This is a genomic window from Paenibacillus sp. FSL R5-0517 (genome assembly GCF_037974355.1).
Taxonomy (GTDB): Bacteria; Bacillota; Bacilli; order Paenibacillales; family Paenibacillaceae; genus Paenibacillus.
In genome coordinates, this window is the sequence record NZ_CP150235.1 from 2,045,187 (window position 1) to 2,065,985 (window position 20,799).

Here is a 20,799-nt window from a genome sequence, read left to right on the forward strand (position 1 = left end):
GGATTAATATGGCTACAAAAAACAAAACAGATCAAGCGAAATCGGTTGAACAAGTACTTAATCGTCAGGTAGCCAACCTGAACGTATTGTATGTCAAAATTCATAACTATCACTGGTACGTTAAAGGACCTAACTTCTTCACATTGCATGTGAAATTCGAAGAGTTCTACAACGAAGTTACCGTGCAAATGGATGAAATTGCAGAGCGTATTCTTACGCTCAAAGGTAGCCCGGCGGCTACAATGAAAGAGTATCTGGAGCTTTCCTCTATCCAGGAGGCAGCTGGTGGCGAAGATGCGAATACAATGGTGCAAAACCTGATTGAGGACTTTGCTACACTTTCGAACGAATATCAGGAAGGTATTGAAGTTGCAGAAGCAGCTGAAGATCAACCGACATCCGATATGCTGACAGGCTTCAAGGCTGACCTTGAGAAACACATGTGGATGCTTCGCTCTTTCCTGGGTTAATACAAGCAAGATTTAATCTAATACAAGTATGATTCTTTCGTAAGCTTTCTGATCCCCGATCATGTTGTCAGAAACGCCCTGAGCGTCTATACTGCTGACAAGAACGATGGGGGAGGAACAGCTTATGTTAGAACCAACGATACCGGCTTTAAAAGAATGGGCCTCAGCAATCAAAGCACTGGAAACGGGTCGCCAAATTATGGTGATGCGCAAAGGTGGGATTGTAGAGGAAACCCGACATTTTGAGCTAAAAAGTCCGGCGTTTTACCTGTATCCGACTTATGAACATCAGCGTAAAGAACTGATTAAGTCCTCGGATCAATCCTTTGTTGAAGAATCATTGGCCGAATGGGTGCCCGAAGCTTCGACAATCCGCATTACTGCTTATGCCGAAGTAACGCAGGATCTGGAGATACGAGATCAGGAGATGCTGGATCGACTTCTTGACTTTCATATGTGGACAGCGGATTTTGCCGAAGACCGTTTGAAATGGAAACGGAAAGATCCGCTCCATGTATTGATTTTACGTGTGTACCTTTTGAAAGAACCGATGGAAATCCCCGTATTGCCTGAATATAATGGCTGTCGCTCATGGATTTCTATTCCGAATGGTCCGGTGCCGCGCGAAATGACGCCAGTGGTGGACGTTGCGGATTTTGACGAACAGGTACAGAAGATTAACGAGATGCTCAAATTGTAATATTATTAATGAAGGGGCTTGTCCATAATATGGATAAGTCCTTTTTTGGATTAGTGTGCAGCAGATATGATAAAAGCTTGATTTTCTGTGATTTTTCTCACTGTCCATCTCGGCAGAAGATGTTTTCTCATTTGATTCAATCTGGTATTTATTATAGAATCAGAAAGAATAATGTTTCCTTCAAGGAATATACACTCTTAGGAAATAGCTTGATTATCATTGAGAATCAGTTTAGAATTATTCTAAAGTGTTCTTGCTTTGAAGATTCGAGTACAAGAGAAATTCAGGGGAAGCCCTGTTCAGATATAATAGGCGCTTTTTCGTTTTCGACAGCAAACATCAATTTAATCAATGGAGGGAAACAATACACATGGCTACGAATTTCGTCATTGAAGGTCTGAAAGCGACGATCGAAGGTAAGGAAATCCTGAAAGGCATCAACCTGGAAATGAAAGGTGGAGAAATCCACGCAATCATGGGTCCGAACGGAACAGGTAAATCAACTTTGGCTTCTGCATTGATGGGCCATCCGAAATATGAAGTAACTGACGGTACAATTACACTTGATGGTGAAGATGTATTGGATATGGCAGTAGATGAGCGTGCACGTGCAGGTCTCTTCCTGGCTATGCAATATCCAAGTGAGATTGCTGGTGTTACTAACTCCGACTTCTTGCGTAGTGCAATTAACGCACGTCGTGGCGAAGGTAACGAGATCTCCCTGATCAAGTTCATTCGTCAAATGGAAGGTAAAATGAAAGAACTCGACATGAACCCTGAGTTCGCTCACCGTTACCTGAATGAAGGTTTCTCCGGTGGTGAGAAAAAACGTAACGAGATTCTGCAGATGATGCTGCTTGATCCGAAAATCGTAGTACTTGATGAAATTGACTCCGGTCTGGACATCGATGCTCTGAAAATCGTGGCAAACGGCGTAAATGCAATGAAGAGCGAAGATCGTGGTTTCTTGATCATCACGCACTATCAACGCCTGCTTAACTACATTACTCCTGACTATGTACACGTTATGATGCAAGGTCGTATCGTGAAATCCGGCGGACCTGAACTGGCACACCGTCTGGAAGCTGAAGGATATGACTGGGTTAAGGAAGAGCTGGGAATTACAGACGAAACTGTAGGTCAAGAAGCGTAAAGACAAAACGGAGGAGGATTAATTAATGACTACACAAACAATTCTTCCGGTTGAATCTGAAGCGCTTCGCGCCTTGTCGGAAAGCAACAATGAACCCGGCTGGTTGACCGAACAGCGACTCGAAGCTTTGAAGCTTGCGAGTGGGCTTGCGCTTCCTAAACTGGAAAAACAAAAAATCGAACGCTGGAATGTCAGCGAGTACGGAACATATAAAGCAAGTGAAGCTATTTCTTCTTTGACAGAAGTACCTGCTTCTATCAAAGATCTGGTTCAGGATCAAGCTGAAGGCAGTCTGGTTATCCAGCGCAATTCCGGTGCGGTATATTCTAAAGTGTCTGCTGAACTGGCGGCAAAAGGAGTTATCTTCACGGATCTGGCTACTGCGGTTCGCGAACACAGTGATTTGGTAAAACCATATCTGAACACAGCAGTGAAAGCAGATGAGCATTCCCTTGCTGCACTTCATGCGGCACTTTGGAACGGCGGGGTGTTCCTGTATGTTCCGAAGAATGTTGAAATTGAAGTACCACTGCAAGCAGTGCTGCTTACGGATGATGCATCTGCAACGTTTGCACCTCACGTACTCGTGGTTGCAGAAGCAAACAGCTCAGTAACTTATGTGGATAACTATGTATCCGGCGAACTGTCCGCACCTGTATTCCATAATGGTGTTGTGGAAGTATTCGCAAAATCTGGTGCTAAAGTACGCTATGCATCGGTTCATCAACTGAATGTGAATGTAACTGATGTTTCATTCCGTCGTGCAGTCTTGGAGAATGATGCTTCGATCGAGTGGATCGTTGGTGAAATGAACAATGGCGATACAGCAAGTAACACGATGACTGTGCTTAAAGGCAATGGATCAAGTTCCGACTCCAAAGTTATCGCTGTAGGTTCCGGTTCCCAGAAAATTAACTACACCACAGAAGCTCGTCACTTCGGCAAGAATACGCCAAGTCAGATGATTACACGTGCGGTTATGCGTGAAGAAGCTTCTGCAATCATCAACGGCATCACGAAGATTGAGAAAGGCGCTACCAAAGCTGATGGACAGCAGACAGAGAAAGTGTTGATGCTGAGCCCTAAAGCACGTGGAGACGCTAACCCAATCCTTCTGATTGATGAGGATGATGTAACAGCAGGTCACGCGGCTTCTGTTGGTCAAGTCAATGCCGAGCAGATTCATTACTTGATGTCGCGCGGAATTAACCGTACGGATGCCGAACGCCTGATCATCTATGGCTTCCTGGCTCCGGTGGTGGCGGATATTCCTCTGGAAGCACTGCGTACCCAATTGCAGTCCCTGATTGAGAAGAAGCTGGGACAATGAACCCGTCCATTCGCGAGCAGTTCCCGATCCTCCACCAGGAAATCAACGGACACCCGCTCGTATATTTAGATAGTGCTGCAACTTCACAAAAGCCTCGTGCTGTGATTGAAGCGGTCAAACATTATTATGAGTATGAGAACTCCAACGTGCATCGTGGTGTTCATACCCTTGGAAGCCGTGCAACGGACGCTTACGAAGGCGCACGTGAGAAGGTAGCCAAGTTTATCAATGCACGTAGTACGCAGGAGATTATCTTTACCCGCGGGACAACGACAGCCCTGAATCTGGTGGCTTCATCATACGCCCGCGCCAATTGCAAAGAAGGCGATGAAATTGTTATCACGCAAATGGAGCACCATAGTAATCTGATTCCTTGGCAGCAAGTTGCCAAGGAGACAGGTGCAACATTGAAATACATCCCGCTTCAGCCTGACGGTCATATTGAACTGGCTGATGTCGAGAAGACGATTACGAACAATACTAAAATTGTAGCAATCGCTTATGTATCCAATGTTATGGGTCTGATTCATCCTGTGAAACAAATTGCTGAAATTGCACACCGCAATGGTGCTGTCATCGTTGTTGATGGCGCACAAAGCACACCTCATATGAAGGTGGACGTGCAGGATCTGGACTGTGATTTCTATGCATTATCCGGTCATAAAATGTGCGGACCAACCGGAATCGGTGCACTCTACGGCAAAAAGGCGCTGCTGGAGTCCATGGAGCCTATTGAGTTCGGCGGTGAAATGATCGATGATGTGGGTCTATACGAATCCAACTGGAAAGAGCTTCCCTGGAAGTTCGAAGGTGGAACCCCGATTATCGCAGGTGCGGTAGGATTGGGAGCTGCCATTGATTTCCTGGAACAGATTGGTATGGATGAGATTGCACATCATGAGAGTGTGCTGGCAGCTTATGCAACAGAACGTCTGGCCGAGATCGATGGGTTAACCATCTATGGCCCAGCGAAGCGGCATGTGGGTGTTGTTACCTTTAATCTGGGGGATGTTCATCCGCATGATGTGGCAACCGTACTGGATGCGAGTGGCGTAGCCATTCGTGCCGGACACCATTGCTGTCAACCGCTAATGCGCTGGCTTGAAGTTAGCTCAACAGCTCGTGCCAGCTTCTATCTATACAATAACGAACAAGATGTAGATCGGCTTGTCAGCGCCTTAATCCAGACAAAGGAGTACTTTGGCGATGCAACTTGATGATCTGTACAGACGTGTTATAATGGACCACTACAAAAACCCGCGTAACCGCGGAACATTTGATAATGACGCTGTCACGGTGAATTTGAACAATCCAACGTGCGGCGACCGGATTTCACTGCAAATTTTGCTGAAAGACGGAATCGTTCAGGAAGCCAAATATACGGGTGAAGGCTGCTCCATCAGCATGTCCTCTGCATCAATGATGACGGAGGCCGTCAAAGGCAAAACGATGGAACAGGCACTCGATATCGCTAACCGTTTTTCCTCACTGATGAAAGGTGAAGAAGTCGATTTCGACGATTATGAAGATCTCGAAGCCCTATCCGGTGTGAACAAGTTCCCTGCACGCATCAAATGTGCCACTCTGGCCTGGAATGCATTACGCAAAGGGATTGACGAAGAGAACAAAGTACAATAACGATAGGGAGGTAGAGCAAGATGGCTAAAAAAGCACCAGAAATGGAAGAGTATAAATATGGTTTCCGCGACGAGCACAAATCCATCTTTCAAACCGGTAAAGGTCTGACTGCAGAAGTAGTTACCGAGATTTCCCGGATTAAGAACGAACCGGAATGGATGTTGGAATTCCGTCTGAAATCCTTGAAGCAATTCGAAAAGATGCCGATGCCGAAATGGGGCGGAGATCTCGACGGATTGGATTTCAACGATATTCAGTACTACGTTCGTGCTTCTGAAAAACAAGGTAAAACATGGGAAGAGGTCCCTTCTGAAATCAAGGAAACCTTTGATAAATTGGGTATCCCTGAAGCAGAGCAAAAATTCCTTGCAGGGGTATCGGCTCAGTATGAATCTGAGGTTGTATATCACAACATGCAAAAGGAATTGGAAGATCAAGGGGTAATCTTCATGGATACGGATACGGCTCTCAGAGAGCATCCGGAAATCCTGCGTGAATATTTTGCAACAGTTATTCCGCCAGCAGATAACAAATTTGCTGCATTGAACAGTGCGGTATGGTCTGGAGGAAGCTTCATCTACGTGCCTAAAGGCGTTAAATGTGAAGTGCCTCTGCAAGCCTACTTCCGGATTAACTCCGAAAATATGGGACAATTCGAGCGTACACTTATCATTGCGGACGAAGACAGCTTTGTTCACTATGTAGAGGGCTGTACAGCTCCGATCTACAGCACAAACTCACTGCACAGTGCGGTCGTTGAGATCATCTGTAAGAAAAATGCTCGTGTTCGTTACACAACAATTCAAAACTGGGCACCAAACATCTACAACCTCGTTACGAAACGTGCGGTTGCAGAAGAAAATGCAACGATGGAATGGGTCGATGGTAACATCGGTTCCAAACTGACGATGAAATATCCTGCGGTTGTACTGAAAGGTCGTGGAGCTAAAGGTTCCGTACTCTCTATCGCTGTAGCTGGTAAAAACCAGCATCAGGATGCAGGTGCGAAAATGATCCACTTGGCTCCGGATACAACATCTACGATCGTATCCAAATCCATCAGTAAACATGGTGGTAAAGTAACGTACCGTGGTTTGGCTTCCTTTGGACGTCAAGCTGAGGGCGCGAAATCCAACATCAAGTGTGATACACTTATTCTCGATAATGAGTCCACATCAGATACAATTCCTTACAATGAAATCATGAATGATAACATCATGCTGGAGCATGAAGCTACGGTATCCAAAGTGTCCGAGGATCAGCTCTTCTACCTGATGAGCCGCGGTCTGACGGATGCAGAAGCTACACAAATGATCATCATGGGCTTCATTGAGCCATTCACGAAGGAATTGCCAATGGAATACGCCGTTGAGATGAATAGATTGATCAAATTCGAAATGGAAGGCTCTATTGGTTGATCCCATTCAAAAAGGATTATTCAGCAGATCGGGACGTTCGCGTCCTGAAACCGACCTAACTTAAATCATGTAATACTAAAAAAGATCGAGGTGAATTCCTCGGTCTTTTTTTTATACTGTTCTGTTCATTTATTGTACATATTAATGATCAGATTCTAGGGCGTGTCTTCAAACTCAAGCAAGCCACACCATAATGGATGCCAAGGCCAAAAAAGACTTAAATGTACACGCTAATTTATCATAACGAGTCGCTAAACGACGATAATTCTTTACTTTATTAAAGAAGCATTCCACCAAATGGCGCTCTTTGTAGACATCCCGATCATATTTTAGGGTCATTCGGCGATTTTTCTTTCCGGGAATCACCGGTATGGCCTGTTGTTTCTTTAAAAAGGCCCGAATGGCATTTGTATCATACGCTCGGTCGGCCAGGACTTGCTTCCGGGTCAGTTTCATGCTTTTAAGGATTTCGAAACCTTGGACGGAGTCATGCGCTTCGCCTCCGGTCAAGTCGAAGCGAAGTGGATTTCCTAACGCGTCAACTACCGCATGAATTTTCGTACTTAATCCACCTCGGGAACGTCCGATCGCTTGCTTGCTTTGCCCCCTTTTGCGCCTGATCCATGCTGGTGAACTCGCACAATCGTGGCGTCAATCATCACACTTTCCTCATCAGAATCTAGGGATACATGCTTTAATACTTCATCCCAAATGCCCGCTTTCTGCCAGCGTCGAAAGCGGGTGTAAACGGATTTCCAATTGGGAAAGTGGTCCGGTAAATCACGCCAAGGGGCACCTGAACGAGCTACCCATAGCATCGCATTTAACATAATTCGATTGTCCACTGCGGGACGTCCTCCTTGTGGTTTTCGTTCAGGTGGAAACAAATCTTGAATTAGCCGCCATTGTCTCTCGCGAATTTCGTATCGTGTAATCATTTAATATAATTAACCCATCTATTACCATTTAATCGGTTTGAAGACACGCCCTAGTATAGAACGAAATATAAGGGAAAAGAATTTGACTAAAAAAGCATACTGCTATGCTTAACCCTAGTCTGAGCAGTGCTTTTTTGTAATAAAATAAGATCAATAGCACAAGCCATTTCATAGATTTAAGCATTAAATGATAGAAAAGGATGTGAGTGTATGAGCGTTAACCCTTTCGAGGGATATCGGATTACAAGTTCATTCGGCTATCGCATTCATCCCATTCATGGTGGACAAACATTTCACCGCGGAATTGATCTCGTAACAGAGCCGTGGAATGGCCCTGTCTATGCCTTTATGGAAGGCAGGGTACGTTTTGCTTCCGAAGGAGTTACAGGCTCCGGATTCGGCGGTTATGGGCTTACAGTTGCCCTTCAAGATCATCGAGGCTACTTGCATTGTTATGGTCACCTTTCTCGCATTGCCGTAACAGTTGGACAGTTGGTGAAACGAGGCCAGCTGATCGGTAATCAGGGAAGCACGGGTCAGAGTACTGGTCCGCATGTACATTATGAGATTCGTAAAACAAGTGCACCTTCTTACGGGTATACAGCCAGTGAAGATGGTGTGACGGAACCCGCTGCATATCTGGCGGCCGAATACGGAACTGCGACTCAGGAACAGGAGGCTCCGCCGATGACCGCTGAGCAGAAGAGAATATTTGAAGACATGCAGAAGACGCTGGAGATTCAAGGGGAATGGATTCAGCAACAAAAGCAACTTTCCAATATGGATTGTCCCACATGGGCGCAACAAGCTTATGATTATTATCGTCCGTTTATTATGAACGACAAAGGCAGTTATGAATTTTGGAGATTACTTGTTATCATGCACCGTAAGGAAAAAGGCGTCCAGGTTCATTCGGATTAGAATATATAGATCATTCGGAACGACAGGATTTATTTTTATGAATAGTTCGAATCCTCGGGGCAGAACCAGGCAGACAACCAATTGTGGAATGTTGCCACTTCGCCCGGTTCATTAGGTCGATAAACGTCATATGTTAGGGTATACCTGATGAAGAGGAGGCAATCACATGAGCGAAGTAGGATATGGCTGTGGAGGCAACGTAGGCGGAGTAGGTGGCGTTGGTGGATACAATATGTTCACTAACACGGGTGCAATCCTGGTACTGTTCATTCTGTTGGTTATCATCACAAAAGCATTCTGCGTGTAATCCAATATGATCGAATAGAAATACACAAAGGGAAGCCGATTAAGGCTTCCCTTTGGTCATAATCAACTTATTAAGTTTGCTATGCCTATCTAAGCTACTTTTTGGTTCTTCGTATGCATGTTTGTACAATGAACAGTTACTGTACATAGATCTCAACGATAGCAATATCTCTTTCTTTCGCTAAATCAATAAAGGCAGTAGAGGTCTGAACGAGTGGGCGGAAGTAATCTGCAGGATTATTCATCACAATTAGTCCCGTCTGACCCGTGGAGAGCAGAACCCGTTTACCGATAAAATTAGGCAACATGTGCTTGATCAGTTCCTGCGTGGCTTCACCATTTAACTGACCGAAACTGAGACTGTACAGTTCACACAGAACAGAGATTAGTTCCTGTTTGGTTTGATACACCCGATTGGTCGTCATGGCGCTGTAAACGTCCGCTACAGCCGTTATACGGGAATATGGGTGGATCTCGTCCCCTCGCAGTCCATGGGGATAACCACTTCCATCCTCGCGCTCATGATGCTGAAGAGCAACCGTTGCCAGAATTTCATCCTGCGTGGATTCTTTAATGATATCGTACCCATAGAATGTGTGTTTCTTCATTTCGTCAAATTCTTCCGTGGTCAATTTACCAGGTTTATGTAACATTTCAGAAGGAATCTTGGACTTGCCAATATCATGAAGATATCCTGCTTTGGCTACCGTTAGACATTCCTCGGGGTTATAACCCATCCAGCCGGCGATATAAAAAGCGAGCATTCCGACTTGCAATGAATGGTTATACGTATAATCGCTATCCCCGTCCAGCATAAGCAACAAGGAGACAACATCTTTCTGTTTTTCCAACTGTCCCGTTAGGGTAATCAAAATCTCATCGACTTGTGTCTCATCAATAAAACCCTTCTCCATCGCTTGTTGAAATAGAGACTCAGTACCTTTGATCGTATCGTTAAACAGATTAGTTAACAGACGGGTTTGATCGGAAGGTAAGGTTTGTGCATCAGAGTGTAGGTCGGATGTGGTATGTTCTACATCTGCGTAATCGATTCCATGTTGCAGCAGCTTGGACAGGTCATCTTCACTGAGGGTGGAACCTTTCATCAGGATGTGGAGACCCGAACTGTTGTATACATCATTTTTTAACAGGTCGCCAGGTTTGAGATCAGTAACATGCACTCTCACGTATAAACCACCTTTTCCTCGACTAATATCGACATATATCATTATAATAACAAGAAAAAAATGGGTTGACAACGACTTATTTACTATTAACCCACTCTGTCTAAAAAGGTGTAAAGGCTCATTGTTTAGTTCTCCATGGGGTTCCATGGTCCTAATTGATGACCCTTCCATTCCGATCCATCTTCCCAGATTTCCTTTTTCCAGATCGGAACGGTCTGTTTGAGTCTCTCTATGGCGTAGCGGCTTGCATCATAGCAATCGTTGCGATGAGGTGAGGATACGGCAATGACTACACTAATCTCTGCCACATCCACTTTGCCAATGCGGTGACTGATTGCACACAACACACCAGGCCATCGATCGGAGATTTCCACACCAATAGCCGCCATCTGAGAAAGGGCCATTGGCACATAGGCCTCATACTCCAGATGGACGGTGCGCTGTTCACCAGTCATTTCACGAGTCGTACCTACAAAAGTAAGAGCTGCCCCGTGATTCGGGGTAATCACTAGCGCCGTTGTTGCTTCTACAGACAAGGTGGACTCTGTAATCAGGAATAAGCCATCTTCCGTCCGATGCTCAGGAAAAGTAGATTGATGCTCATTGGATATATCCGTACCATCGCCTCCCGAGACTGGAGGTATTAAGGCAAGTTCGTCTTCTGATCTAATTATAGTATCGGCAGGAGCGTACTGTTGGTTAACGGCCAAAAAGGATGACCTTATCTGAGAAGCTGCCTCAGGGTAAGCCAGACTCAGTTTTTCTTTTATCTCGGCAGCGGTTGGAATGCCTTCAATATATTCAAACTCCAGAAGGGATGTATTTAAGCGTTCAGCAATGCCTGCAAATAGTTGAATTGTCAATTTCATGGATATGGTCCACCTCTTTTTGGTCTTTAAACCCTTTAAATATATCATAACGACGTGGAAAATGTTATGCTTATCCATTAGAAGAATGAACGTTTATTCAAGAGCAGGGGAGGCGGTGTGATGAGCACCAGGGAGAAGCAAACGTTAACGATTCTACACACCAATGACATTCATAGCCACTTTGGCTCCATGAGCACCATCGCCGCTATGATCAATGAGGAACGGGACCAAGGTGGCAACCTTCTTGTATTGGATATCGGTGATCATATGGACCGGATGGCCGTTGAAACAGAGGGAACACTGGGTACGGCTAATGTTGATGTTATTAACCTGACGGGCTACGATGCCATTACAATCGGTAACAACGAAGGACTCACGTTTACGCCAGATCAGCTCGCGCAGTCCTACGCTGGCCTTCTGTGTCCTGTGGTATGCGGTAATGTTGTGGAGCAAGACACTGGCCTTCCGCCAGTCTGGATGAAGCCTTCTCTGATTGTGGAGAAAGGTCCATTTCGCATTGGTCTGCTGGGGGCAACTGCGCCTTTCACCACGTTTTACGAACTTCTTGGGTGGGATGTTCTGGACCCTCTGGAGTCACTAAGTGCTCAAGTAGAATCGTTACGTGATGAAGTGGATGTGGTGGTTATTCTTTCACATCTGGGACTTTCCACAGATCGGAGACTGGCGGAGCAGATCACTGGAATTGATGTTATTCTCGGTGGACATACCCATCATGTTCTAGAAGAACCATTAGTCATAGGCCAGACCGTGCTGGGCGCAGCTGGGAAATTTGGACAATGGCTTGGGAAAGTGGTTCTGGAACGAACAAGCGGGGGAGAACCTCTTCAACTGGTAAGTAGCGGTTGTATGGCTGCCAAGAGTATATTACTGGATGATCAGGTCGCGCTGGCAATCGCTACGGATCGTGCGGAAGCCGAAAGGGCACTTAATCAGACGGCAGTGATAACAGACCGGGTACTGCCCATCGCGTATGACCGGGAATCGCCGCTAGCAACATTGCTTGCACAAGCTGTTCGTCATTTCACGGGGGCACAGCTATCGTTGGTGAATGCAGGTCAGCTTCTCGGAGATCTTCCACAAGGTAATATTACAAAAGGAATGTTGCATTCCCTATGTCCATCTCCTATAAATGCTTGTACAATATGCTTGAGTGGAAGTCATATTCGTGAAGCACTTGAACAGTCCTTGCTGGACGAATTTTCAGGTAAGCCTATTGTCGGCTTTGGTTTTCGTGGTCAAATTCTAGGTACGTTATGTATGGATGGAATGGAAGTTCAATACAATCCGCATGCGCCTGCCTATGAGAAGATCCAGACCATATCCATTAATGGGGAGCCTATGGACGAACAGTGTGAGTATATCGTTGGAACACTGGACATGTTTACGTTCAATGTCGGGTATCCTCCTCTGGCTCATGGAACCCGTACGCTCTATCATCTTCCCGAATTCATACGCGATCTGCTGGAAACGGAAATTAAACGACCAGGGGCTCTGGACGACAGCCTGCGAGCCCGTTGGCATCAAAGCTAAATTAAAGGACTTGCCTTCTGCTGAAGCGGCGGCTAGTGGTAATTACATCTACGGAGCGGGAGAGGATAGGCTGTGCGTTTAGTACATATAAACCTATTGCAGCCTGGCATGAAGCTGGGGAAACGAATTTATAGTGAAGAAGGCCTGGTATTACTTAGTGAGGATGTAGAGCTAACCAGTCGATTGATTGGGCGGCTCAAAGATCTCGGGGTTGGTTATGTGTATATCAAAGATGCTGCGACTGAGGATATCATCGTTCCTGATATGTTGCAGGAAGAGACCAAGAGGAAGGCATTGGTAGAGATCAAGCAGCAATTTCAGAGTATGTCAGGACTAAAAACCAAAAATCAGATTCCTCATTTCGGTAAAGCGCTTAGTGGTGTGATGAATGCCATTCTGGAAGACATCGGCAGTCAGAAGGAAGCCATGATTATGCTGATGGACATGAATTCCAGTGATTTTGACCTGTATAACCATTCTCTGAATGTATGTGTGTACACGTTGGTTCTTGGTGTCGCTTCGGGTTACACACGCCAGCAATTAATGGAGATTGGTCTGGGCGCCTTGTTGCATGATATCGGCAAGACACAGATTGCACCTGAGATCCTGCACAAACCCTCCAGATTGAGTGACGAGGAATTTAAAATCATTCAGCAGCACACTACATATGGACACCGTATTCTCAAAGATGAACCAGGCATACCGCTTCTATCTGCGCATTGTGCATTGCAGCACCATGAACGAATTGATGGTAGCGGATATCCATTTGGGTTGAAAGACAAAGAAATTCACGAATATGCCAAGTGGATTGCGCTTGCTGATTCCTATGATGCCATGACGACGAATCGGGTGTACAAGCAAGCCTTATTGCCGCATCAGGCTGTCGAGGTTTTGTACACTGGTTCAGGGACCCTGTACGAACAACGGATGCTGGAGAAGTTCAGGGATTGTGTAGCCATATACCCAGTAGGTCTTTCAGTTAAGCTCAGTACGGGAGAGGTTGGGGTAGTTGCATCCATTCATTCACGTGTTCCCCAACGTCCGCTGATCCGTGTTCTAAAAGATGCGGACGGCCAGACTTTATCTTCGCCTTACGAAATTAACCTGCTGACAGCTCTGTCTGTGATGATCACAGGTGTAGAGGGTGTGGAGGATATACCATCTGCGGCCCAAAGTGAACAGGTGCAAAGCTGAACAACTAGAAAGATGATTAGCGCTCATGTCGTAATATCGGGGCCGTTTCGTGATTCGGTCCAGAGTTGCCTGAGCGTTTTTTGTCATGTAATGGACAGGGTCTACGTATGCCGGAGCATTCAAAATTGTGCTATGATAAAAGATAACTCCAAAAAGAGAAACACAAGGTATGATGTAAATAAAACTTTTTAGGTTAATAAAAGGAATAAGGTGAAGAACAATGACCATGCTAAACTCAGGATCGGTACAACCGATGCCTTTATCGCCGACCAATGATCCGTGGGATCCGATCGGCTCTCTGCGTACATATGGACGCCATGTGCTGACCAGTGTAGAAATGACTGTGACACATTTGTGTAATATGAGGTGTGAGCATTGTGCTGTGGGAGATATGCTTACGATGCGCGAAGCACCGGCTCTACCGCTTCCTCTGATGCTGAAACGATTGGATGAAGTGGAGCATCTGCAGACGATTAGTCTGACGGGTGGCGAGCCAAGCTTTAGCCAGAAAACAGTGGATGAAATGATCATCCCACTGCTCAAATATGCCAAGGAACGTGGAATTCGTTCCCAGATTAATTCGAATTTGACATTGGATATCAGTCGGTATGAGCAGCTTTTACCGTATCTGGACGTTATGCATATCTCATTCAACTATCTGAATGCTGACGATTTCCATCAAGTCGGATTTGCAAATAGTGGCAGACCTGTAAAACGTGAAGTAGCGGTGAAGATGTATGAGAAAATGATTGAGAATTCCCGCAAACTGAGTGAAGCAGGCATGTTTATCTCTGCGGAGTCAATGATCAACTTCCGTACGCATGACAAGCTGGATGGTATTCATCAATTGATTCGTGAGATGGGCTGTGTTCGCCATGAAGTGCATCCGATGTATAACTCGAACTTTGCTTCGTCGCTGCCCGTGTTATCACTGGATCATATGAGAGCGGCGATTCATCGTTTGCTTGATGTGCGTGACAAGGATATGTGGATGCTCTTCGGGACATTGCCATTCTTCGCATGCAGTGCAGCTGAGCAGGATCGGGAATTGATTAACCGACTGTACAGCGAGCCAAATGTGACGGTACGTAACGATCCGGACGGACGCAACCGTGTGAACGTCAACATGTTTACAGGCAATGTGTATGTGACGGATTTTGCGGATATCCCGGCGTTTGGCAACATTCGTGATCGTAAGCTGGATGAGGTGTTCCATGAGTGGTCAGCGGAACATCCGCTCAATCAGACGGTTAACTGCCATTGTGATATCGCATCCTGTTGCGGGCCAAACCTGCTCGTAGCGGATATGTATTACAAAGGTGTGGATTTCAAATCCAGAAAGGCCATCACACGTTGATATTCCAGGTGTATTCCTGAAATAGATAGAAAAGGGGAGTTTCAACTTGGATATTCATACCGAGTTTCATCTTGGGCAGCTAGTATTTAATCTGGTCTGTGTCTTTTTGCTCGTATTTTTGAATGGCGTATTTGTTGCAGCAGAATTTTCGCTTGTGAAAGTAAGGCAGACACGCTTAACTCAATTACAGAGTGAAGGAAACCGTATGGCTGGTTACGCATTGAAGGTGAATAGTAAACTGGATTCCTATCTATCGGCGACTCAGTTCGGGATTACGCTGACATCGCTCGGACTTGGGTGGCTGGGAGAACCGGCCATTTCGGAATTGCTCGTTGAGCCACTCATGTTTAAACTTGGTGTAGGAGATGCAGGACTTATTTCGACCGTGTCGGTCATTATTGGTTTTTGTATCATTACATTTCTGCATATTGTTCTGGGTGAGCTCGCCCCTAAATCACTTGCGATTCAAAAAACAGACGGTGTGGCATTGTTCTTATCTGCACCTTTGCTGTTGTTCTACAAAATTTTCTTTCCGTTCATCTGGGTACTGAATGTATCGGCCAATGCATTGCTGCGTCTGGCAGGTATCGAACCTGCCAGTGAAGGAGAAGCTCACTCAGAAGATGAGCTTCGTATACTGATGAAGCAGAGTGCCAAAAGTGGGGTCATTGATAAGGATGAGATCAAACTGATGGATAACATCTTTGACTTCTCCGATATGCTGGCACGTGAAGTCATGCTGCCTCGTACGGATATGGATTGTTTGTATACCCACATGTCTTTGGAGGAAAATCTGGAGATTATTAATGCAACCAAACATTCCCGGTATCCTGTGGCAGTAGAAGACAAGGATGAGATTATAGGGTTTATCCATATCACAGACCTGCTGCTGGCTGACCCGGAGCAGCAACGTGATCTGGCTTCGCTTGTCCGTCCCATCTTGAACGTTCCCGAATCCATGGAGATTAGCCAGGTATTGCGGATGATGCAGAAGAAACATTCTCAGATGACCCTGGTCGTGGATGAGTATGGGGGCACAGCTGGATTGCTGACTGCGGAAGAGATTCTGGAAGAGATCGTTGGAGACTTGTATGACGAGTTTGAGGATGAGCGTCCGCATATGGAACGCACCGGCGATTCATTTTCCATTGATGGTCGATCGCTTATTGAAGAAGTTCATAAGTGGACTGGGGCCATCATTGAGGATGAGGAAGTAGATACGATTGGTGGATGGCTGTTTAAAGAGCTTGGAGGCAGTCCGGCCAAGGGGAAAATGCAGGAGCTTAATGGGTACGTTTTTGAAGTGGAAGAAGCCACTCGCTTACGAATCACCCGGGTTCGAGTGTATAAGCAATCTGTCCCACAAGACATGAATACGGAAGAAGATCAGTCAACACACTAAATTGACCTCTGAAGGAACGCCTTATGGTGGACTTTCAGAGGTTTTTTTGATGTGTCAGTTAAAAGGGGATTAACTTGCAGACCTGAAACATATGGATATAGAGACGGAAGCAATTGTTTTAAAGGTACGTTGAGTGCATATAAACATGCAGAAAGGAGAGTTATTCTGTGAAAGATCCACAGCTTCGAGCCTATGTCCCATTTGTGGGACCGTTTGATCCTTGTCCACCCGTAAAGATTCGAACGTATCTGGTTCCTCCGCAATTATTCATTCCATTTCAACCTATGGGCTGGCCTCAGTACAGCCCGGCAGAAGCCTTAAGAATCGGAACGTTGTGGCCTGCATTATACAGCCCTTATACACCAGCGAGATCGAAAGGGAGGAAGGTGGAGTCGGATGGAGCCTGAAGTACCCAAAGCCTGTGATGCAAGGTACTACGAGCTGTTAGAGGAGCTCCAGGCACTGGACTTTGTATTAGTTGAGCTGAATCTGTATCTGGACATCCATCCGGGTGATTTTCAGAGTATTGAACAGTACAACAAATTCAGTCAGGAGCGCATGAGAGTTGCACATGAATTTCAACAATTGTATGGACCGCTGATGAACTTTGGTCATGCATTCTCCAAATATCCTTGGGAGTGGTCTCAGACACCGTGGCCATGGCAGGTGTGAAATAATCCCCTCGGGTTTCCGTGCAAATTTGTAAAGCCGGGGACTCGGGGAACATGCCAGCAATTTCGATTTTATTCAAAAAGGAGGGCTCTGCATGTGGGTGTATGAGAAAAAATTGCAGTATCCTGTTCGGGTTAGTAAATGTGATCCTCATATGGCAAAATTGCTGGCTGAACAATATGGAGGAGCGGACGGTGAGCTGGCAGCAGCTCTGCGGTACTTGAACCAGCGGTATACCATTCCGGACAAAATAATCGGGCTGCTGAACGACATAGGCACAGAGGAATTTGCTCACCTTGAGATGATTGCCACCATGATTTACAAGTTAACAAAGGACGCGTCAGTGGAGCAACTGGAAGAAGCGGGACTTGCACCTAATTATGCTCAGCGTGATTCTGCTTTATTTTACACGAATTCCTCAGGTGTACCTTTTACTGCAGCATACATTGCTTCGAAGGGAGATCCGATCGCGGATTTGTATGAGGATATTGCAGCAGAAGAGAAAGCCCGGGCTACATATCAATGGTTAATCGATCTGACCGATGACGTGGATCTGCAGGATAGTCTGAAGTTTCTTCGGGAACGGGAAATCGTGCATTCGTTAAGGTTCCGGGAAGCCGTGGAGATTTTGAAAGACGATCGGGACACAAAGAAAATTTTCTGAATATTTAATATCGAGGCAGAAGTCTGGCAGTCCAGTAGGGCTGCTTTTTTGTATGAAAAGATAATAAAATTAAATAAATCATTTTTAAAATTAAATTACATATAATTATATAATTTACAAATATTGTTGTAAAATACACTCGCATATTATACAATGAAATTGAAGTTGAAAATTCTATTAAGGAGATGATCATTTTGAGACTTAGTAAAGTTCTTATGTTGACTGCATGTTCCTTTATTTTGACCACTTCCATTTCAAGTGGAGGCGTGTCTGCGGCAAATGTTCAACCGATTACCAGTACAAGTGTATCAGACGTAGTATCTCCTATGCTTGAAAGTAAAACTTTTTCTGTAGTGCATTATTATCCTGTAGGTTTTGGAGTACCAAAATATCTTACGGACTATAAAACGCCAGACGGTTATGTAGGCACCTTGGTGTTGGTTAGTTATCATACGGTGGATGGAATTGTTGCTGCAAGATTCGAAGGGACCGTTTACAGATAATCAGAAATGGTAGATTAAACTTCGTTTTAAGATTCCTATAACAACGCTTTTGTAAAAATTTCAAAAGTAGCAGTTCTCAAGATTGAATAATCTTGGAACTGCTACTTTCATTTAGAGCATCTTTTTCAGTTTAATAGATACTACAGTTGTATGCTGACGGTTTCTTCACCAGGGCTTACATAATTGACACTTACTTTATCGGATGGCACAGAGTGATATCCTCCGGTTTGTCCACTGCCCCAACTGCTATATATCAGATTGCTACCAGAATAGTAGCCTACAGTGATATCATGCCAGCGCACATTTTTAATCGATGAACCTGTGTTCATGTTCTCGGGTTTTTGACCGATAGTGGTCATTCGTTTTACTCTCATCCCTATACCGCTTTTATCCCAGCCACTTACCCCGCTTCTTACAATCGTTGTTGTCAATTGTTCGCCAGTCGTTGTGATTCCTGATACTGCCAACGTACATTCATTGGGATTGGTCACATAAAATTTCATATAAATGTCCTGATTTGAACGATAGCGAGTAGTACTGGGAACCATCGCTCCATTTGCTAGCGTCGTGGGGGACCAATTATCAAAGGCTGTGCTGTATTGTAAACCGGCATCGATCCCATTTCCGTTAGATCCCCAACCTCCCAGATATACATAAGGAACATCCGTTGAAACATTTCCTTTTACGTATGGGGCACCTGGGATGGTAACATAAGTACTTAACCAGTTGTATCCATTATTTGAGAAAACTCTTCGATAAGGACCGGAACCTCCGCTTGAATTAGGTACTTCGGCAGCGGGCGAAATTTGGGTATCATCTTTAATAGCAGATGCTGAAAAATCCGTGGATACTCCGGGACCAACAAGTTCTTTTCCGGATGCACTTTGATAGACATTGTTCTCAACCAGATCATATACTTCTGTCGTTTCTTTGAGTTCCATCTTGTTAGAGTAAATAGCACCATCTTCTGCGACATAGATGACATTTTCTCGATCTTCTTCGTCGAGCCGGGCCATCACGTCAGCAATCACTTCTCGCTCATTTCCTGTGATTGATGAATCGATGTTGACTTCGATCCTTTTTATAAGCTCGTTGTTCATGGTGATCGTGTCCATATTACCATCTGCGAATACAAGATTGAATGGAGTTAATAACAAAGCTAAGGATAATAATGAAGTTAGCGATTTTCTTATCTTCAAACTCAAAACTCCCTCTCTCAAATGGAATGTGTGTAGAATAATTACCAATGAATTTTGACTACGTTTAATGCAGCAACTCAGGATAATGGTAGATATAGATCGTGCTTGAACATAAACATCTCCTTTTATGGATTTTAATTACTTCTATATGATAGTTTTTATGTAATAATATGTAAGTGACTATTTTCACAGTAAAAGGTAATAAATCTCAAATGAACGTTATAGGTAAGAAAATGGAGAAACAAAAAAACCATCTCTAGTAGTGGTACCAGAGATGGTTTTATTAAATTTTGAAGTGTATACCTAGTATTCAACCACCATGGCAACATTTTGCCACCCGGCTCCAACGGTCCAGAACAACACTTTGTCACCACGCTGAATCTGCCCGGTTGTAACCGCTCGATGCAATGCAATGAACGGACTGCTGGTTGATGTATATCCGAACTCATCTCCGATATAGACAGCAATATCATCACCGATGCCAACGTTCTCGGATACTGCCCGAATGTTGCTAATGGATAGCTGGGAGAAGCAGGCGGCTCTGATCTCGTCTGGTCCAATCTCGTTGCGTGCCAGCAAGGTACGAATGGACTCTGAAGCGGCATCCACACAGATGGAATCATCAAAAGGGATAAATTTCACATGAAAGGCACCCGCATCTACACCTGTTTTGCCCAGCTTCGCCAAGCCCTCTGCAGGAAAAAGAGAATTGCCATACACACAGGTATCCGTCTGATAGATGGAATCAATGAAACCGACAGCATGTTCATCCCGCTCTATAATTACCGCCGCTGCTGCATCACCGAAATTGGCAAAGTACACGGGATCATCGGGACTGGCGTGAGGAGCTACGTAATCCGAGCCAATGATTAAAGCCCGGCGAATCCGAGGATTGCCCAGCATCTGCCGGCTAACCTGTTCGAAAGCAGCAGTCATGCCTGCACAGTTCGCGTTACTGTCGATACAGATCGTGTGAGAAGCTCCGTTAATCAGGCGATGAATCATCAGGGAATTCGTAGGAAAGATGTATTCTGGCGTTTGGCTTGCATAAGCAATCAGATCAATATCTGCACCGGTGAGTCCGGTTTTTTCCAGTAGATTACTGGCTGCCTCGAAGGCCATGCTTAGCGAATTTTCGTCATCGTTGTCAATTTTATAACGTGTATCACGACCAAGTGCCTTTAACAATCCACGAATATCTACACCTCTTGCATCAAAATGTTCAATATAAAAATCATTGTGCACCTTGGTTGTTGGGTGATAGATATCGATATCTACAATACGAATTCCGGCCATCTTCATTCTCCTCTTGAGCGGAAGGGTGAAC

General features: G+C 45.0%; 23 protein-coding genes. 17 read left to right on the forward strand and 6 right to left on the reverse strand.

All coding sequences use genetic code 11. The features are described from left to right. Positions 1 to 8: 8 nt before the first annotated feature. The 7 genes from MKX40_RS09190 (at position 9) to sufB (ending at position 6,709) form a co-directional block, all read left to right on the forward strand. Complete coding sequence (locus MKX40_RS09190) at positions 9 to 470, forward strand: Dps family protein (protein WP_339240949.1); 462 nt, start codon at positions 9 to 11, stop codon at positions 468 to 470. Positions 471 to 594: 124 nt separating this feature from the next. After that, on the forward strand, positions 595 to 1,170 hold the full coding sequence (locus MKX40_RS09195; protein WP_339240951.1) for a DUF1802 family protein: 576 nt from the start codon (positions 595 to 597) through the stop codon (positions 1,168 to 1,170). A 370-nt stretch (positions 1,171 to 1,540) separates the two neighbouring features. Then, positions 1,541 to 2,323 (forward strand): Fe-S cluster assembly ATPase SufC, encoded by a 783-nt coding sequence (gene sufC, locus MKX40_RS09200; RefSeq protein WP_062833524.1) that lies wholly within the window; start codon positions 1,541 to 1,543, stop codon positions 2,321 to 2,323. A gap of 25 nt (positions 2,324 to 2,348) precedes the next feature. Then, positions 2,349 to 3,653, forward strand: a complete 1,305-nt coding sequence (sufD, locus tag MKX40_RS09205; RefSeq protein WP_339240953.1) for a Fe-S cluster assembly protein SufD — start codon at positions 2,349 to 2,351, stop codon at positions 3,651 to 3,653. Next, on the forward strand, positions 3,650 to 4,870 hold the full coding sequence (locus MKX40_RS09210; protein ID WP_091032625.1) for a cysteine desulfurase: 1,221 nt from the start codon (positions 3,650 to 3,652) through the stop codon (positions 4,868 to 4,870). Before sufD ends, MKX40_RS09210 begins: the two co-directional genes overlap by 4 nt. After that, complete coding sequence (gene sufU / locus MKX40_RS09215) at positions 4,860 to 5,291, forward strand: Fe-S cluster assembly sulfur transfer protein SufU (protein ID WP_017689537.1); 432 nt, start codon at positions 4,860 to 4,862, stop codon at positions 5,289 to 5,291. The genes MKX40_RS09210 and sufU overlap by 11 nt, the downstream gene beginning before the upstream one ends. A gap of 20 nt (positions 5,292 to 5,311) precedes the next feature. Further along, positions 5,312 to 6,709 (forward strand): Fe-S cluster assembly protein SufB, encoded by a 1,398-nt coding sequence (gene sufB / locus MKX40_RS09220; RefSeq protein WP_339240954.1) that lies wholly within the window; start codon positions 5,312 to 5,314, stop codon positions 6,707 to 6,709. Positions 6,710 to 6,883: 174 nt separating this feature from the next. On the opposite strand, the gene MKX40_RS09225 is transcribed toward sufB, so the two are convergent. Beyond that, positions 6,884 to 7,330 carry an IS5 family transposase gene (locus tag MKX40_RS09225; protein ID WP_339242924.1) on the reverse strand — a complete coding sequence of 149 codons (447 nt, stop codon included), beginning with the start codon at positions 7,328 to 7,330 and terminating at the stop codon, positions 6,884 to 6,886. Continuing rightward, complete coding sequence (locus tag MKX40_RS09230) at positions 7,273 to 7,647, reverse strand: IS5 family transposase (protein ID WP_339239913.1); 375 nt, start codon at positions 7,645 to 7,647, stop codon at positions 7,273 to 7,275. The genes MKX40_RS09225 and MKX40_RS09230 overlap by 58 nt, the downstream gene beginning before the upstream one ends. A gap of 210 nt (positions 7,648 to 7,857) precedes the next feature. Between MKX40_RS09230 and MKX40_RS09235 the strand changes: the two genes are divergently transcribed. Together MKX40_RS09235 and MKX40_RS09240 are read left to right on the forward strand one after the other, a co-directional pair. Further along, a complete protein-coding gene (locus MKX40_RS09235) occupies positions 7,858 to 8,568 on the forward strand; it encodes a M23 family metallopeptidase (RefSeq protein WP_339240955.1) in 711 nt (236 codons plus the stop codon). A 166-nt stretch (positions 8,569 to 8,734) separates the two neighbouring features. Further along, positions 8,735 to 8,875: a hypothetical protein gene (locus MKX40_RS09240; protein ID WP_017689533.1), complete on the forward strand. Its 141-nt coding sequence runs from the start codon at positions 8,735 to 8,737 to the stop codon at positions 8,873 to 8,875. Between the two features lie 136 nt (positions 8,876 to 9,011). Here the strand turns inward: MKX40_RS09240 and MKX40_RS09245 are convergent, their stop codons facing one another. Continuing rightward, on the reverse strand, positions 9,012 to 10,061 hold the full coding sequence (locus MKX40_RS09245) for an HD-GYP domain-containing protein (RefSeq protein ID WP_339240956.1): 1,050 nt from the start codon (positions 10,059 to 10,061) through the stop codon (positions 9,012 to 9,014). Positions 10,062 to 10,186: 125 nt separating this feature from the next. Beyond that, positions 10,187 to 10,930, reverse strand: a complete 744-nt coding sequence (locus MKX40_RS09250; protein WP_339240957.1) for a molybdenum cofactor biosynthesis protein MoaE — start codon at positions 10,928 to 10,930, stop codon at positions 10,187 to 10,189. Positions 10,931 to 11,050: 120 nt separating this feature from the next. Between MKX40_RS09250 and MKX40_RS09255 the strand changes: the two genes are divergently transcribed. The 8 genes from MKX40_RS09255 to MKX40_RS09290 all read left to right on the forward strand — a co-directional run bounded on the left by MKX40_RS09255 (position 11,051) and on the right by MKX40_RS09290 (position 18,273). Then, positions 11,051 to 12,481: a 5'-nucleotidase C-terminal domain-containing protein gene (locus MKX40_RS09255; protein WP_339240958.1), complete on the forward strand. Its 1,431-nt coding sequence runs from the start codon at positions 11,051 to 11,053 to the stop codon at positions 12,479 to 12,481. Between the two features lie 72 nt (positions 12,482 to 12,553). After that, positions 12,554 to 13,675 carry an HD-GYP domain-containing protein gene (locus MKX40_RS09260; protein ID WP_339240959.1) on the forward strand — a complete coding sequence of 374 codons (1,122 nt, stop codon included), beginning with the start codon at positions 12,554 to 12,556 and terminating at the stop codon, positions 13,673 to 13,675. Between the two features lie 220 nt (positions 13,676 to 13,895). Beyond that, complete coding sequence (gene yfkAB / locus MKX40_RS09265; RefSeq protein ID WP_091014610.1) at positions 13,896 to 15,032, forward strand: radical SAM/CxCxxxxC motif protein YfkAB; 1,137 nt, start codon at positions 13,896 to 13,898, stop codon at positions 15,030 to 15,032. A 46-nt stretch (positions 15,033 to 15,078) separates the two neighbouring features. After that, positions 15,079 to 16,434: a hemolysin family protein gene (locus tag MKX40_RS09270; RefSeq protein ID WP_339240960.1), complete on the forward strand. Its 1,356-nt coding sequence runs from the start codon at positions 15,079 to 15,081 to the stop codon at positions 16,432 to 16,434. A 167-nt stretch (positions 16,435 to 16,601) separates the two neighbouring features. Further along, a complete protein-coding gene (locus MKX40_RS09275) occupies positions 16,602 to 16,841 on the forward strand; it encodes a spore coat associated protein CotJA (RefSeq protein WP_091014608.1) in 240 nt (79 codons plus the stop codon). Further along, a complete protein-coding gene (locus MKX40_RS09280) occupies positions 16,831 to 17,106 on the forward strand; it encodes a spore coat protein CotJB (RefSeq protein WP_339240962.1) in 276 nt (91 codons plus the stop codon). The genes MKX40_RS09275 and MKX40_RS09280 overlap by 11 nt, the downstream gene beginning before the upstream one ends. 94 nt (positions 17,107 to 17,200) lie before the next feature. Then, entirely contained in the window at positions 17,201 to 17,770 is a 570-nt protein-coding gene (locus MKX40_RS09285) for a manganese catalase family protein (protein WP_278295975.1), read from the forward strand. 194 nt (positions 17,771 to 17,964) lie between these two features. Then, entirely contained in the window at positions 17,965 to 18,273 is a 309-nt protein-coding gene (locus MKX40_RS09290; RefSeq protein WP_339240964.1) for a hypothetical protein, read from the forward strand. Between the two features lie 140 nt (positions 18,274 to 18,413). Here MKX40_RS09290 and MKX40_RS09295 read toward each other — a convergent pair whose 3' ends face one another. Beyond that, the gene (locus MKX40_RS09295; RefSeq protein WP_339240966.1) at positions 18,414 to 19,472 is read right to left on the reverse strand and encodes a hypothetical protein; all 1,059 of its coding nucleotides are present in this window, start codon (positions 19,470 to 19,472) and stop codon (positions 18,414 to 18,416) included. A 303-nt stretch (positions 19,473 to 19,775) separates the two neighbouring features. Then, the gene (locus MKX40_RS09300; protein ID WP_339240968.1) at positions 19,776 to 20,768 is read right to left on the reverse strand and encodes a 3-oxoacyl-[acyl-carrier-protein] synthase III C-terminal domain-containing protein; all 993 of its coding nucleotides are present in this window, start codon (positions 20,766 to 20,768) and stop codon (positions 19,776 to 19,778) included. Between the last annotated feature and the right edge of the window lie 31 nt (positions 20,769 to 20,799).